Genomic DNA, 15,303 nt, shown 5'->3' with positions numbered 1-15,303 from the left:
ATGATAATCAATGAAAAAACAAAAAATTAGAAAAAAATGCCTTAATGTTGTATTTAATTAACAGCTTGATGAAGCTTGTACGTGAAGCACAAGAGGTGAGATATATTCTTATGGTTTACAACAATTCTTACATTAAGCCGCTTAGTAATCTCAAAGGAGATTATTAAAGTTATGATTGGTCCTATTCTTGTTGCAAGCGAAGATTACGGGAAACGTATAGAGTTCTCTGCTATGCTCCGAGGACTTGGTTACCGTGTTATTGAAGCAGAAAATGGTCTGCGCACGGTTGATCTTTTACACAGACGTAAAAATATTGTGCTTGCACTTCTCGATATTGTCATGAGCGATTTGAGTGTGAGTGACTTGATAAAAATGATTAGAGCTGCTGGTGTTTTTATTCCTGTTGTTGTGATAGCGCAACAAGATAATCAAGAGTTACTCCAGAAGGCTTTAACAGCTGGAGCTATTGATTACTGGATTTATCCAGTTACACCGCTACGATTGAGAATCACTCTAGATATGCTTGCTTCTATCTCTGCATTAGAACGTGAGATTCATTATATTCGGCGCAAAAATGAAAATCATTTGCAATTTTCTGATCTTTGCATAAAAAGTAAAGCAATGCAGGCGGTTTTAGAACAATCAAAAAGAGCGATAGCTTCGTTGCAGAATCTTTTAATTGAAGGAGAAGCGGGGACTGGTCGTGAAACGTTAGCTCGCGTTATTCATCATGAAGGTTTGTCGTCGGAAGGGGCTTTTATTCGTTTCCAATGTTCAGCTATTGTTGATCCAGAAGAAGAAAATCGTCAGTGGGTTGAAGAATTTTTACCATTAGTTACTTCCCTTGAGAAGGGAACACTTTGCCTTTGTGATGTTGACCGACTAGAGCCCATACAACAAAAGCGTTTTGCACGTTATCTTAAAGAGAGAGCGAAGACTGTAAAGGACAAAAATTTTCCTTTTCGGATTATTGCTATTTCAACATCGCGGCTTGCAGATTTGGTGAAAGAAGATTTTTTTTCACGCAGTTTATTTGAACAGTTTTCTCACTTATCGATTAGTGTTCCTGCTTTGCGAGAATTAAGGGATGATTTTCCAGAGCTTACGCAACGTTTAATTGATAGAATTATTACTGAAACAGGACGATTGCATGTGCATGGTTTAGCAGGATCAGCTCTTTCATTGCTCATGCAATATGATTGGCCTGGTAATCGGGATGAACTTGAGAATTTTCTATTTCGTGCGGTTTTACTTAGTGAAGGCCCTTTGTTAACCGTTCGCGACTTTCCGCAATTAATGGGAAATGCAATCGTGAATGTTCCAAATATCATTGAGAGTCATGTTTCAGAACATCATGAAGAATCAATACAGTTTTTGAATGCCGATGGGCATGTCCGTACTTTTGCTGATATTGAACATGATATTATTGAGAAAGCAGTTAAACATTATAAGGGGCGTATAAGTGAGGCTGCTCGCCGTCTTCGTATTGGGCGCTCTACACTTTATCGTAAAATAGATGAATTGAAAACAATAAACAGTCAAGAGCAGAAGTAAAATCTACGGCAAATCTCGCTTCATAAATAAAGAGAGAGTATGATTTTCAAAAATGGATAGTAGCTTTTGTGAAGGATGTAGAGGAATTGAAGCTTTTAAAAGGATATCGTTTATTGCAAAGCTCAATTATTGAGGATAACTTCGTAAATTCAATGAGTATAAAATTTTATTTAATGGAACCATTGCTACCTCTTTTGTTTATATAAGTTTTTATGATTTTAGTAAAGTTTGCACTTAAGAAGTACAGTTTTCATGTTGTTCGGTACTCGAGTTAAAGTTTTAGAGTTATTGATATCGTGTTTATGTTCTTTTAAGCAACGAATGGCATTTTGCTTATTGCATGATTTGAGATAGAATCTTTAATTTTAGTTATAGTTCGTATCGATGGTGGTGCGGTGGCTTGAAAATAGAAAGTTGATCCTCTTTGATTTTGTTGCAGATTGTTATCGATTTTATCATATTTTTTTTTGTTGCGTCTATGTTAGCAATTTATACATATGGTCGTTTTATTAAAAATGCTCGGGGGAAGTGTTCTTACGCATTTACCGTTAAGAAAGATGAAACTGAATTTGACCGTATAGTGAGCAAATTAGCCAAGGAGAAGGATGGATTAGGCGTTGATAAAGATGCCCTTTCACTCATTATCAACAATTTGGATGCGTTTTGCGTGCGTGCGATAGGAGCAGCACAGGCTGGGCGTAGTCTTGATTTAATGTATTATATTTGGGATGATGATTTAACAGGTCGCTTGCTATTGAGTGAAATAGTGGAAGCAGCTGATCGTGGTGTTCGAGTACGCCTTCTTTTAGATGATATTAATGCTCAGGCACGGGATCCAGCTTATATTGCGTTGGATAAACATCCTCATATTGAAGTTAGAATGTTTAATCCAGGACGATCACGTAAAGGTGGTTTACGCCGTGGCTTAGAGATTATATTGCGGGCAATCATTGTAACGCGTAGAATGCATAATAAGGCGTTCATTGTGGATGGTCGAGTGGCTTTTGTTGGAGGGCGTAATCTTGCAGATTCTTATTTTGATGCAGGTGAAAAATCACGTTTTCGAGATTTAGATTTGATGTTAATCGGTCCGTCGGTTAAAAAAGTGGAAACTATCTTTGATGATTTTTGGAATAGCGCTGTAGTATTACCGATCCATACTTTGGTTGTTCCTAAAAATGCGAGCAATCTTGGCTATTGGAGGGATCAATTACGAAAATTTCGTGATTCTAAAGCTGCCAAGGTTTACCTCGATTATGTCAAAGAGTATGTTAATTTTGAGTATTTTATTCAAACAGGAAAGCGATTATTTTTAGCAGATAAAGTTGTTGTTCTTTCTGATCCTCCAGAAAAAGCACTACGCAAAAAAACGGGAAATTGGCTTATGAAGGTACTCTCACAGATTATTGTGGATGCCAAAAAAACCGTTCAGATTACATCACCTTATTTTGTTCCTGGTAAGATAGGGACGCAAAACTTTAGCAATTTGGTTTCAAAAGGTGTTGATGTCAAAATTCTTACTAATTCTTTAGCAGCTACTGATGTAGCACTTGTGCATGGTGGCTATGTACCATATCGTAAAGCATTGTTGAAAAGTGGTGTTAAGCTTTATGAGTTAAAGCCAGATGGAGACGCTCACGGGTTGCGGTTGTTTAGGTCAAGTAGGGCAAGCTTACATACAAAAGCTTTTTTAATTGATAACAAAACTGCTTTTATTGGATCGTTTAATTTTGATCCCCGTTCAGCTGCATTAAATACAGAAATGGGCATTCTTTTTGAGTGTGCTCCAATTACAGCTATGTTGGATTTGCTTTTTTCTGAGGAAACGACTGGTGAAATGAGTTATTGTCTTCGCCTTGATGATAATAACCATATTTATTGGGATTTTATTGAAAATGAGAGGCAATATAGTATTGATTATGAGCCAGAAAGTAATTTTGGGCGTCGTGCATTCGCAAAAATAGTGAGTTGGTTGCCTATTGAATCACAATTATAAATCTTACAAATTATATATCAAAGTTTTTAATTTTCCTTTTCATTTTGTTTGTAGCATGGCATAATTCGCCGCCAATCTACAATTTATGAGAGCTGCAGTTGTAGAGTGACTTGCGGTATTTTGTTGTTAAAGGAATTTGGTTATGGCAAAGATTGTTGAAACGGGGACGGGTGCATTGGCACTGACTTTTGATGATGTGCTTTTACAGCCAGGTCACTCTCTTGTTATGCCTAGCCAGGTTGATATTAAAACGCGTATAGCGGCTGATATTGAGTTAAATTTGCCGTTGCTTTCTGCTGCAATGGATACTGTAACAGAATCTCGTTTGGCAATTGCGATGGCTCAAGCAGGTGGTCTTGGTGTCATTCATCGTAACATGTCTCCTGCAGAGCAAGCTGAAGAAGTGCGTCAGGTAAAAAAATTTGAATCTGGTATGGTTGTTAATCCAGTGACAATCGGACCAGATGCAACACTTGAAGAAGCGAAAGCTTTGATGCGTTCTTACGGTATCTCAGGTATTCCAGTTGTTGAAAATGGTACTAAGGGCAAAACTGCTGGGCGACTTGTTGGCATTTTGACGAATAGAGATGTGCGTTTTGCGTCAGATCCAAAACAAAAAATTCATGAATTAATGACGTATGAAAATTTGATCACAGTGCGTGAAAATGTTCAACTTGATGAAGCGAAGTATCTTTTACATCATCACCGCATTGAAAAATTATTAGTTGTAGATGAGCAAAATCGTTGTGTTGGTTTGGTGACAGTTAAAGATATTGAAAAAGCGCAATTAAATCCAAATGCTGCTAAAGATTCTCAAGGTCGCTTGCGTGTTGCAGCTGCAAGTAGTGTGGGAAATGATGGAATTGAGCGGGCTGAGCGATTAATTGATGCAGGCGTTGATGTGCTCGTAATTGATACGGCTCATGGGCACTCTCAGCGTGTGCTAGAAACGGTTGAGCATATTAAAAAAATGGCACTTTCTACAGCTGTTATTGCTGGCAATGTGGCAACTCCGCAAGCAACACAAGCTTTAATTGATAATGGTGCAGATGCAGTAAAAGTTGGTATTGGTCCTGGTTCTATTTGTACAACGCGAATTGTTGCAGGTGTCGGTGTTCCTCAGCTTGCAGCTGTTATGAGTGCTGCAGAAATTGCTGACAAAGCAGGTATTCCTGTGATTGCTGATGGCGGGATTAAAGCTTCAGGTGATTTTGCTAAAGCTTTGGCAGGTGGAGCTTGCGCTGCTATGATCGGTTCTCTTTTAGCGGGGACAGAAGAAAGCCCTGGTGAAGTTTATCTTTATCAAGGGCGGTCTTTTAAAGCGTATCGCGGCATGGGATCAGTTGGTGCTATGGCGAGAGGATCAGCGGATCGCTATTTTCAGGATGAAGTTCGTGATGAACTTAAATTAGTTCCTGAAGGTGTCGAGGGGCAAGTTGCGTACAAGGGGCCTATAGCATCGGTTTTGCACCAGTTAGCTGGTGGATTACGTGCTTCAATGGGTTATGTTGGGGCAAAAAATTTAGCAGAATTTCGTGAGAAAGCAACGTTCGTTCGTATTACTAATGCTGGACTTCATGAAAGTCATACACATGACGTTTCGATTACACGGGAGAGTCCAAATTATCGGAGACCTGTTTGACGTATAAAAGTTTAGATCCATTTCGCAACAATATACAACCCCTTTAGAAAAAGGTAGGGAAATCTCCATTTCTTTTTTATAAATTATATACAAAGTCCTAAGAATGCAGAGGAAAAGAATTGGAAGTTAATGTTCCAATTCTTTCCGTGGATTATATAAAAAGAGGATTAACTTTTTGTAGTTTTCCGTCCTGTCTTTTGCGCACGTTGGCGAGTATTAGTCTGCTCACCTTGGACAGATTTTTTTCCATTGTTTGAGGACATTGTATTGTGGGAGCATTTAGAGGAACTTGTTTTTCCATGATTGTAAGTATTCATTATTTTCTCCTTTTGAATTATCTGACATAGGTCAGTACAGTGAAAACGGTTACGCTAAATAGTAGTTCCAAGCAGCTTGTAAAAAATTAACTTATGTTTTTTAGGGAATAAGATGAATTCTCATGGTTTTGGCAGAAGTACTTTTCTAACTTTTCAAGAAGATAGCATTTTGAATATATTGAATATTTTATATTGAGTGCTGCTTATATATAACTGTTAAACATTTAAATTCATGGAATAATGAAGATTCTATGATTTTTGCATAGAACTCCAAACTGGAAAAGATATTTTATGGCTGATAAATTTCTGCTTTGCAGAATTCAATAGGATTTTATTACATTTTAGGATGATAAAAATTGTAAATGGACAGCACATATTAGATGAAGAGTTTGGGTATTATGAAAAAGCATAGTCAAAATTGTCCAGCGTTCAATGCAAATAGGGAATGATTTTGAGAAGGTTTTGCTGGCAGTGAAAAAGGTAATTTTTTTGCTTACATTGTTCAAAATTTTTCGAAACTTAATAGGAGAAATGGATGCGATTAGGTGGACGTTTGCAGGCAGCAATAGATGTTTTAAAAGAAATAGAAATTCGACATCGTCCTGCAAGTGAAGCTTTAAAAGATTGGGGGCTTTCTCATCGCTTTGCTGGGGCGGGTGATCGTGCAGCAATTGGTACAATCGTTTATGATGTCTTAAGGAGACATTATTCTTTACAGTGGCGTATGGATAGTGATGACATTCGGGATATTGTTTTTGGTACTTTATTAGATACTGGAAAAATGACGATTGAGCAAATTGATAATGCGTTAGAAGGAGATCGGTTTGCACCGCAGTTATTAGAGGATAAACGGCGCCAATCGTGGAAAAAACGACAATTAGTTGATGCACCAGATTATATTCGTGGCGATATTCCCCAATGGTGTCAAGCGCATCTGCTTCCTTTATTCGCTGACAATTGGGTAATTGAAGCTGCTGCGTTAGCAACACGTCCTTCTTTAGATTTACGTGTCAATAACTTGAAGGCAACGCCAGAGAAAGTGCTTAAAGAATTAGCAAGAACCAAAGTTCAATCTTTGTCATGGTTTAAGCAAGCTTTAAGAATTGCGCCGATTGAATCGTTTGGTCGTCATCCTAATGTTCAAGTTGAACCAGCTTTTCAGAAGGGACACTTTGAAATACAGGATTTGGGATCTCAGATTGTTGCTTACCTTATCGAGGCGAAAGCAAATATGCAGGTGCTGGATTATTGTGCTGGCGCTGGTGGGAAAACATTAGCTTTAGCTTCTGATATGAATAACCAAGGGCAAATTTATGCTTATGATTTAGATAAAGCACGTTTAGCTCCTATTTTTGATCGTCTTCGACGGGCAGGTGTTCATAATGTACAGACAAGAGCGCATAGAGAAGAATTAAAGCCATTAATAGGGCAGATGGATGTTGTCTTATTGGACGCTCCATGTAGTGGCACAGGAACATGGCGTCGTCGTCCAGATGCGAAATGGCGCTTAACACAAGAACAAGTGCAACGGCGTCAAACAGAGCAGAGCACTATTTTGAATGAAGTGCTGGATTACCTCAAGCCAAATGGACGTTTAGTTTATATTACCTGTTCTCTTTTTGTTGATGAGAATGAGGGTCAAATTTCCCGTTTTCTTCTACAAAATCCTAATTTTTATCCAATAAACATGCGAGAACTTTGGCAGCGACATTTTAGTTTTGCAACTGTGCAACCAATCTTTTCAAATTGTGGGCTTACTTTATCGCCAGCAGCAATGAAGACAGATGGCTTTTTTTTATCTATTTTGCAACAGAAGCATTAGTCTACTTCGTAATAGAAGTATTCATCTACATTTTTATGCTTTTTTTATAAAAATAATATTTTTCTCGTGCTAAGTGGCTTGTGAAAAGAGAAAGATTGAATAATAAATTTCATTTACTAATTTTTTGCAATTATATTGGGGTTCTATGAGTACATCGCATTCAGGCACTATTCTTATTATTGATTTTGGTTCACAAGTTACACAACTTATTGCGCGTCGGGTGCGAGCAATGGGCGTTTATTCTGAAATTGTTCCGTTTCAGTTGGCTTCAGAATGGATCAAGCACACAAGGCCTGATGCTGTTATTTTGTCGGGGAGTCCTTATTCGACTCTTGACGATAATTCACCGCGTGCTCCAGTGGAAATTTTTGAAGCTGGTATTCCAGTTCTTGGAATCTGTTATGGTGAACAAGTCATGTGTGTTCAGTTGGGAGGAAAAGTTGAAGCTGGGCATGAGCGTGAATTTGGGCGTGCTTTTTTAGAGATAGAAGAAGAAAGTGCACTTTTTAGCGGTGTTTGGGAAAAAGGATCTTGTTATCAGGTATGGATGAGTCACGGTGATCGTGTAACGGCTTTGCCAGAAGGTTTTCGCGTCATTGGGACATCAAAAGCTGCTCCTTATGCTGCTATTGCTGATGAAAAACGCCATTTTTATGCGGTGCAGTTCCATCCTGAAGTTGTGCATACGCCAGATGGTGCAAAGCTGTTGCAAAATTTTGTCCATAAAATCTCTGGTCTTAAAAGCAATTGGTCAATGGCTGCTTATCGTGATCGTGCAATTGCTGATATCCGTAAAAAAGTTGGAAAAAGTCGTGTGATTTGTGGTCTTTCAGGCGGTGTTGATTCATCAGTTGTGGCTGTACTCCTTCATGAAGCAATAGGAGATCAGCTGACGTGTATTCTGGTGGATCATGGACTGATGCGTAAAAATGAGGCTGAAGAAGTTCTTACATTATTCCGAGATCATTATAACATAAAGCTTATTCACGTTAATGCTGCCGATATGTTTATCAATGCTCTAAAAGGGGTAACAGACCCAGAGAAAAAACGCAAAACGATTGGTCGTCTTTTTATTGAAGTTTTTGAAGAAGAAACCCAAAAGATGGGAGGGGCAGAATTTTTAGCGCAGGGGACGCTTTATCCAGATGTTATTGAGAGTGTATCAGCCATTGGTGAGTCGGTAACAATTAAAAGCCATCATAATGTAGGTGGGCTACCAGAACGAATGAATATGAAACTTGTAGAGCCATTGCGTGAGCTGTTTAAGGATGAAGTGCGTTCTTTAGGGCGAGAATTAGGATTACCTGAACAATTTATTGGTCGTCATCCTTTTCCAGGTCCAGGTCTTGCAATTCGTTGTCCAGGTGCGGTTACACGCGAAAAATTGGAAATTTTGCGTGAAGCAGATGCTGTTTACCTTGATGAAATCCGTAAAGCTGGTCTCTATGATGAAATTTGGCAGGCTTTTGCTGTCCTTCTTCCTGTTCAGACTGTTGGTGTGATGGGTGATGGACGTACTTATGAGTTTGTTTGTGCTCTTCGTGCTGTAACGTCTGTAGATGGTATGACGGCTGATTTTTATCCGTATAATATGGAATTTTTGAGTAAGGCAGCGGCGCGTATTATTAATGAGGTAAAAGGTATCAACCGTGTTGTGTATGATATAACTTCAAAACCCCCTAGCACCATCGAGTGGGAATGATTACATATTGAATATTTGTTTGATGCTAAGTGGTAAAGTCATATAAATTCTTATAAATATGCTCTTTTTTTCTATGGCATAAGTAGAGGATTTTTTTTGAATCTAAAGTTTAGCATGATGCTTTGTACTGTGTAGCCAATAGAAAAAATATCATAAATTTTATTATTTAACCTATTATTGGGAAGGGGTGCATGGCTGATTTAACTTCTATTGAACGTCAAAAGCTTGAAAAATTATTTTGCATGGGACGTGGCTATGTTTTAGGCTTTGTAGATCGCACCTATTCAGAATTTTTCAGAGATTATGGTATAGAAATCGACACAGAAGAATATCAAACGAATGGTTTTTCAAAAGCTAACCGAATGCGTACTTTTTGGACGAAAAAACCAAATAATATAGTAGGACGTGTCATTAATGATATGATTCCTTTAGCTATTGAATACCGTGAAGAACAGAAATTGTTTTCCGAAATAAATCCACTTTTGATCTCAAATTGCCAAGATATTGCTACTCGTCTTCTCAGTCCTTCATCATTGGTGATAGAGCTAGATGCATTGGATACTTCTGATAGCTGGGAAGATTGTAAAAAATTGCTTCAGCAGATGCGTGATTCTATCGACAAGGATAAACCAGAAACTATAATAGATCGACTACATACCTCCTTCTATAATTTTATAAAGGAAAAATGTAAAAGGCACGGTATTAAGGTGATTAATAATAGCAAAGAAAATAAGCCACTTCATAGTCTTTATGGGGAGTATGTAAAAGCCTTGGAACAAGGTAACCATCTTGATTCTGAAATGAGCAAGCGCATCTTAAAAGTAAATAATTCGTTGATGGAACCTTTTAATGAGGTACGGAATAAAAAGAGTTTTGCACACGCGAATCCCCTCCTAAATCATGAGGAAAGTTTGCTAATTTTTAATTATATTGTAATTACGGCAAAATTCATTAACTCATTAGAGAAAAAAATTTGGGATCTGAATAACCCAGATCTCAACCAAAACAGTTGAGTTAGCAATATTCTTTATCTAATCATTTTTGCGGATATAGAGTTGATTGTGCGAGCTATTATTATTCTAAAAAACATCAAGAACAGGGAATCTATATATGTCTAAGAAAAAAATTGTTGCACACCGTGGTGGAGCAAATCTCTACCCTGAAAATACACTTTCGGCGTTTCGTCACGCAATTGCATTGGGAGTTGATGAAATTGAGTGCGATGTTCATCTTCTGAAAAGTGGTGAAGTGGTTGTGTTTCATGATTTTCGTTTAGAACAATTGGTGGGGGAAAAGGGATATATTCACGATATTGATAATGAAACACGCAAAAAACTTTGCGTGAAAGGAAGTAGTGAATCTCCTCCTTTATTAGAAGAGTTGCTTGATCTTTTAGTGCTAACCAATATTGCGCTGCATCTTGAAATCAAAACATGTGGTGAGGTTGAACGTGAATATGCTTTATCCCAAAAAGCACTTGCGTTGATAAAAAGTCGAAACTTAGCAGAACGGGTTTCCGCAATTAGTTTTGACCCTGCCTGTCTTCGTCCCTTCATTGAAGCAGGAATATCCTCTGGTCCATGTATTGATAACTTTGAAGGTGATATGTTTCATCATTTTTCTGAATGGAAGAAATCAGGATATCGTGATTTAAGTTTATATGGCTCCCTTGCTTCACAAGATTTTATCGAGTCTGCGGTTGATGCGGGCTTTACGGTAGGGGTGTGGACAATCAACGGCAGGGCTCGTTTATCACATTGGTTGGATATGCCTGTGCACTATATTACAACAGATCAGCCTGATCTTGCTTTACAATTGCGTTCACAAAAATAAAAACGATTCTACACAGATTCACTATATAGATAAAACGATATCTTTATAAGGGCAGAAAGAAGTGATGAAGAGAGTTACTGACGAATAAAATTTATCAGGTCTAAATTTTCGCGATGATGAATTATGTGCGTTGTCCTGTGCTTTTGTTAAAAGTGTGAAAATTTTGATAGGCAACGGTAAAGCTTAATCTTTGCCCATAATCATTTGTGAAGCGCTCTTTTGTTTCAACGGTAAAGATAACATCATTCCAACGTGTTAAAACATGACATCTTGTTCCAATGGGCTTGATAAGTTCAATTTGCGTGTGAAAAACAGGCCCTTTATCTGGATATTCACCTAACAGGATCGCTTCAGGTCTAAATGCTAAAAGATCAGTTTCTTTGCTGCAGGAAAATGAACTGCCCAAATATTGTTCTAGAATTTGACGATCTAGAAAATTCATAGGGGGGGAGCCGATGAATTCAGCAACAAAAGTTGTTGCTGGATGATCGTAAATTTCCATAGGGGTTCCGATTTGTTCGATATTTCCTTTATTCATGACGACTATTCTGTCAGCTAATGTCATCGCTTCTAATTGATCATGAGTGACATAGAGACTAGTTGTACCTAAAGAGCGCTGTAACGCTTTAATCTCAATGCACATTTGTGCGCGTAATTTCGCATCAAGGTTTGAAAGTGGTTCATCAAAGAGAAAGACACGTGGTTGGCGTACAATCACACGTCCCATTGCAACACGCTGTCGTTGCCCTCCTGATAATTGTCGTGGTTTACGATCTAAAAATGGCTCTATTTGCAAAAGTTTTGCAGCATGTGCAACACGCTTTTTAATTTCATCTTTTGGAGTTTTACGATTTTTGAGACCATATTCTAAGTTTCCACGAACCGTCATGTGTGGATAAAGTGCATAATTCTGGAAAACCATAGCAATGTCACGATCAGCTGGCTCACGGTCATTGATACGCTCATCGTCAATGTAAAGATCACCTGAGGTGACTTGTTCAAGTCCAGCGATAATGCGCAATAGGGTCGATTTTCCGCACCCTGAAGGACCAACAAGGACAAGAAGTTCACAATCTGCGACGGTTAAACTAAGATCATTAATAACCAAAATGCCATTGTCATATTGTTTTTTTATATTTGATAACTGAATTGTGGCCACAGTTATTTCTCCGTTTCAATGAGGCCTTTGACAAAAAGCCGCTGCATAAAGATGACAATTAGAACGGGTGGTACCATGGCAACGACTGATATTGCCATCAGGATATTCCACTGAGGATCATGTTGAAGTGATTCTACAATAAGCTGTTTTAGAATAACGAGGATGGTTTGATGGTCTTGGTCTGTTGTAACAATAAGAGGCCAGAGATATTGTACCCATCCATAAATGAACATGATAATAAATAAAGCGGCAATATTGCTTTTGCTGAGAGGTAGCAGAATATCCTTAAAAAATTTAAATGGTCCTGCACCATCAATACGTGCAGCTTCTAAGAGCTCATCGGGAACAGTAAGAAAAAACTGACGAAACAAAAACGTGGCAGTGGCTGATGCAATGAGTGGAATAATCATTCCGCTATAAGTGTTTATCATGCCTAAGTCTGCAACTACAGTATATGTCGGGATGATGCGGACTTCAACAGGGAGCATCAATGTAACAAAGATAAGGGCAAACGCAGTTTTTCGGAAAGGAAAGCGCATATAGACGATTGCATAAGCAGAGAAGAGTGAAATAATAATTTTTCCAATACTGATACCGAGAGCCATAATAAATGAGTTTATTAAAAGTGGTCCTAGTCGCGGGAGACCAAGCTGTACAAGTTTATCACTAAAAATTGTTGTATAGTTTTCTAGAGCATATTTTCCAGGTAGGAGAGGAATTGTTCCTGTATTAAACGAAGCTGAACTATGGGTTGAAGCAATAATAGCTACATAAACTGGAAAACAAATAATGATAATACCAGCAATCAGGATAAGATGGGTCATAAACCTTAAAATAGGACGATTTTCAACCATGATTCTTCTCCTAATATTGTACGCGACGTTCAATCCAGCGAAATTGGATAAATGTCAAGACAATAACGATCAGCATTAATATGGCTGATTGTGCCGCTGATCCACCAATTATTTGATTTCTAAAGCCATCATCATACACTTTGTAAACGAGTGTGCTCGTTGCACGTGCCGGTCCTCCAGCGGTCATGTTATCGATAATACCAAATGTATCAAACATGACATGATGAATGTTGATGATAAGGAGAAAAAAGGTTGTTGGGGAAATTTGTGGAAAAATCACAGTCCAAAACCGTTTAAAGGGACCAGCACCATCAATTGCTGCCGCTTCTATTTGAGAACGTGGAATAGATTGAAGACCAGCAAGAAAAAAAAGAAAATTATAAGAAATTTGCTGCCAGCTCGCGGCAATTACAATGAGGATCATCGCTTGAACACCATTGATGCGATGATTCCACGTAATGCCTATCTTTTCAAGAAAAAAAGGAAAAATTCCAATGGTAGGGTGAAAAATAAACAACCACAATATACCTGCCAATACAGGAGCAACTGCATAAGGCCAGAGCAAAAGCATTGTATAAGCCTTTTTTGCATGGATAACGCGATCAACAGAAGCAGCCAAAAGAAGTGATATTGCCATTGAAACAATAGTAACAGAGACGGAGAATATTGCGGTCGTAAGTAGTGATTTTATATAAGTAGGATCAGAGAAGATCGTCATATAATTTTCAAAGCCAACAAATGTTGTCGTAAATCCAAAAGGATCTTCACGTACAAAAGAAAGCTTTATTGTTTGAGCAGCAGGCAGAAGAAAAAACAGAAAAGTTACTGTAAGTTGAGGAAAGAGTAGCCAATAAGGAAGTCGGCTATTTTTAAAATATGCATATTTTTCTTGCATTTTTTGGGTTCTTTAATGAGATATATTAGCAAATTAGCGATAAAGGAATTAGAAAAACCCAATTTTTAGGTTGGGTTTTTTAATTTTTAACAGCAATCATTAAATTTTAATGATTAGCTTTTTCGAATTCACGGAGAATTTTATTACCACGTTCAACAGCTGTGTCTAATCCACTTTTTGGTAGCTTAGAGCCGCTGAGAACAGCTTCCAATTCTTGATCAAGAATGGAACGAATTTGTGGTAAGTTACCAAATCTTATTCCTTTTGAGTTAACTGTTGGTGGGTTGAGATTAATCTGTCTGATGGCTATATCTGCACCTAGATTTTGATTGTAAAAATGTTGTTCTTTGCTTAACTCATAAGCAGCCTTTGTAATTGGAAGATAACCTGTTTTTTGATGCCACTTTGCTTGATTATCTGCTTTCGAAAGGAATTTAAGAAAAGCAGCTGCTCCCGCATATTTTTTTGAAGTATGACCTTTCAGTACCCAAATGGAAGCACCACCAATAATTGAATTTTGTGGAGCACCTTCTATATCATAATAGGGTAGCATACCAAATCCAACATTAAATTGAGCTTCGGAAACGATTCCAGAGCGCGAACCTGAAGATTGTATAAAAATTGCGCAATTTTGCGCCATAAACATTGGTGTTGCATCTAATGCGCCAGAAGGACCACCATAGCGAAAAATACCTTGATCAGACCACTTTTTAAGATCAGTCCACATACGCACTTGTAAAGGCCCATTAAACGTGAGCTCTGAATCTAGTCCGCTAAAGCCATTTTCTTTCGTTCCAAAGGGAATATTATGCAAGGCTGAAAAATTTTCTATACCAACCCACTGTGCAGCATAAGCCATTGTAAAACCACAGCTTGCTGCTTTAGCCTCAAGAATTTTTTTTGAGAAATTTTCAATATCTTGCCATGTTTTAGGCGGTTGTTCTGGATCAAGACCTGCCTTTTTAAAGATATCTTTGTTGTAATAAAGGATTGGCGTTGAAGCATTAAATGGCATAGATAACATGCGTCCATGAGAATCAGAGTAATAACTGCTGATAGCAGGTAAATAATCTGTAGGATCGAATTCTTGTTTTGTATCGGCCATAAGTTGATAAACTGGATAAACTGCACCTTTTGCAGCCATCATAGTTCCAGTACCAACTTCATAGATTTGGGCGAGAACGGGTTGTTGTTTTCCGCGAAATGCCGCAATGAGTGAGATCATACCTTCTTCATATTCACCACGAAACGAAGAAACAACTTCATATTCAGATTGGCTTGCATTAAAATCTCTAATAAATTCTTCGGTCTGTTTTCCTAGCTCACCGCTCATAGAATGCCAAAAGCTGATTTTCGTTTGCGCAAAACCCACAGTTGCTACGGTCGTAGCGATCGTAAATACTGCTATGGAAAAATAAAGACGACCCATGGTTCACCCTTTTTGAAGTTATGGAACACAGATTCCCCCCTCTTAAATTACGTATCACATATGGACATGCCATGAAGGTTCTATTCCAAAAATATGTAGG

Annotated in this window: 12 protein-coding genes; 7 read left to right on the top strand and 5 right to left on the bottom strand. The window is 38.1% G+C overall.

The window, feature by feature from the left end:
- Window positions 1-171 precede the first annotated feature (171 nt).
- The 3 genes from ACMFKV_RS03875 (at window position 172) to guaB (ending at window position 5,192) form a co-directional block, all read left to right on the top strand.
- Complete coding sequence (locus ACMFKV_RS03875; protein WP_336288005.1) at window positions 172-1,554, top strand: sigma-54-dependent transcriptional regulator; 1,383 nt, start codon at window positions 172-174, stop codon at window positions 1,552-1,554.
- Between the two features lie 424 nt (window positions 1,555-1,978).
- Window positions 1,979-3,550 carry a phospholipase D family protein gene (locus ACMFKV_RS03870; RefSeq protein ID WP_336288004.1) on the top strand — a complete coding sequence of 524 codons (1,572 nt, stop codon included), beginning with the start codon at window positions 1,979-1,981 and terminating at the stop codon, window positions 3,548-3,550.
- A 142-nt stretch (window positions 3,551-3,692) separates the two neighbouring features.
- Window positions 3,693-5,192, top strand: a complete 1,500-nt coding sequence (guaB, locus tag ACMFKV_RS03865) for an IMP dehydrogenase (protein WP_336288003.1) — start codon at window positions 3,693-3,695, stop codon at window positions 5,190-5,192.
- 167 nt (window positions 5,193-5,359) lie between these two features.
- On the opposite strand, the gene ACMFKV_RS03860 is transcribed toward guaB, so the two are convergent.
- Window positions 5,360-5,509 (bottom strand): hypothetical protein, encoded by a 150-nt coding sequence (locus ACMFKV_RS03860; protein WP_413154544.1) that lies wholly within the window; start codon window positions 5,507-5,509, stop codon window positions 5,360-5,362.
- A 535-nt stretch (window positions 5,510-6,044) separates the two neighbouring features.
- Here ACMFKV_RS03860 and ACMFKV_RS03855 point away from each other — a divergent pair.
- From ACMFKV_RS03855 to ACMFKV_RS03840, 4 genes are all read left to right on the top strand, one after another.
- Entirely contained in the window at window positions 6,045-7,331 is a 1,287-nt protein-coding gene (locus tag ACMFKV_RS03855) for an RsmB/NOP family class I SAM-dependent RNA methyltransferase (RefSeq protein ID WP_413154543.1), read from the top strand.
- A 145-nt stretch (window positions 7,332-7,476) separates the two neighbouring features.
- Complete coding sequence (guaA, locus tag ACMFKV_RS03850) at window positions 7,477-9,033, top strand: glutamine-hydrolyzing GMP synthase (protein WP_413154542.1); 1,557 nt, start codon at window positions 7,477-7,479, stop codon at window positions 9,031-9,033.
- A 191-nt stretch (window positions 9,034-9,224) separates the two neighbouring features.
- Window positions 9,225-10,046 (top strand): abortive infection family protein, encoded by an 822-nt coding sequence (locus ACMFKV_RS03845; RefSeq protein ID WP_413154541.1) that lies wholly within the window; start codon window positions 9,225-9,227, stop codon window positions 10,044-10,046.
- A gap of 97 nt (window positions 10,047-10,143) precedes the next feature.
- Window positions 10,144-10,866: a glycerophosphodiester phosphodiesterase gene (locus ACMFKV_RS03840; RefSeq protein ID WP_413154540.1), complete on the top strand. Its 723-nt coding sequence runs from the start codon at window positions 10,144-10,146 to the stop codon at window positions 10,864-10,866.
- Between the two features lie 121 nt (window positions 10,867-10,987).
- Here ACMFKV_RS03840 and ACMFKV_RS03835 read toward each other — a convergent pair whose 3' ends face one another.
- The 4 genes from ACMFKV_RS03835 to ugpB all read right to left on the bottom strand — a co-directional run bounded on the left by ACMFKV_RS03835 (window position 10,988) and on the right by ugpB (window position 15,203).
- Window positions 10,988-12,025: a sn-glycerol-3-phosphate import ATP-binding protein UgpC gene (locus tag ACMFKV_RS03835; protein WP_413154539.1), complete on the bottom strand. Its 1,038-nt coding sequence runs from the start codon at window positions 12,023-12,025 to the stop codon at window positions 10,988-10,990.
- Between the two features lie 2 nt (window positions 12,026-12,027).
- On the bottom strand, window positions 12,028-12,879 hold the full coding sequence (ugpE, locus tag ACMFKV_RS03830; protein ID WP_336287996.1) for a sn-glycerol-3-phosphate ABC transporter permease UgpE: 852 nt from the start codon (window positions 12,877-12,879) through the stop codon (window positions 12,028-12,030).
- A 10-nt stretch (window positions 12,880-12,889) separates the two neighbouring features.
- Window positions 12,890-13,774: a sn-glycerol-3-phosphate ABC transporter permease UgpA gene (gene ugpA, locus ACMFKV_RS03825; RefSeq protein ID WP_336287995.1), complete on the bottom strand. Its 885-nt coding sequence runs from the start codon at window positions 13,772-13,774 to the stop codon at window positions 12,890-12,892.
- A gap of 106 nt (window positions 13,775-13,880) precedes the next feature.
- A complete protein-coding gene (gene ugpB / locus ACMFKV_RS03820) occupies window positions 13,881-15,203 on the bottom strand; it encodes a sn-glycerol-3-phosphate ABC transporter substrate-binding protein UgpB (protein WP_413154538.1) in 1,323 nt (440 codons plus the stop codon).
- Window positions 15,204-15,303 lie beyond the last annotated feature (100 nt).

Source organism: Bartonella propinqua (genome assembly GCF_047263965.1).
Lineage (GTDB): Bacteria > Pseudomonadota > Alphaproteobacteria > Rhizobiales > Rhizobiaceae > Bartonella.
Note: the sequence above shows the minus strand (reverse complement) of the source record. Positions and strands in the feature narration are given on the sequence as shown.

Coding starts and splice junctions, on each gene's coding strand:
- ACMFKV_RS03875 (WP_336288005.1), top strand. CDS start 172: ATGATTGGTCCTATTCTTGTTGCAAGCGAAGATTACGGGAAACGTATA.
- guaB (WP_336288003.1), top strand. CDS start 3,693: ATGGCAAAGATTGTTGAAACGGGGACGGGTGCATTGGCACTGACTTTT.
- ACMFKV_RS03860 (WP_413154544.1), bottom strand. CDS start 5,509: ATGAATACTTACAATCATGGAAAAACAAGTTCCTCTAAATGCTCCCAC.
- ACMFKV_RS03855 (WP_413154543.1), top strand. CDS start 6,045: ATGCGATTAGGTGGACGTTTGCAGGCAGCAATAGATGTTTTAAAAGAA.
- guaA (WP_413154542.1), top strand. CDS start 7,477: ATGAGTACATCGCATTCAGGCACTATTCTTATTATTGATTTTGGTTCA.
- ACMFKV_RS03845 (WP_413154541.1), top strand. CDS start 9,225: ATGGCTGATTTAACTTCTATTGAACGTCAAAAGCTTGAAAAATTATTT.
- ACMFKV_RS03840 (WP_413154540.1), top strand. CDS start 10,144: ATGTCTAAGAAAAAAATTGTTGCACACCGTGGTGGAGCAAATCTCTAC.
- ugpE (WP_336287996.1), bottom strand. CDS start 12,879: ATGGTTGAAAATCGTCCTATTTTAAGGTTTATGACCCATCTTATCCTG.
- ugpA (WP_336287995.1), bottom strand. CDS start 13,774: ATGCAAGAAAAATATGCATATTTTAAAAATAGCCGACTTCCTTATTGG.
- ugpB (WP_413154538.1), bottom strand. CDS start 15,203: ATGGGTCGTCTTTATTTTTCCATAGCAGTATTTACGATCGCTACGACC.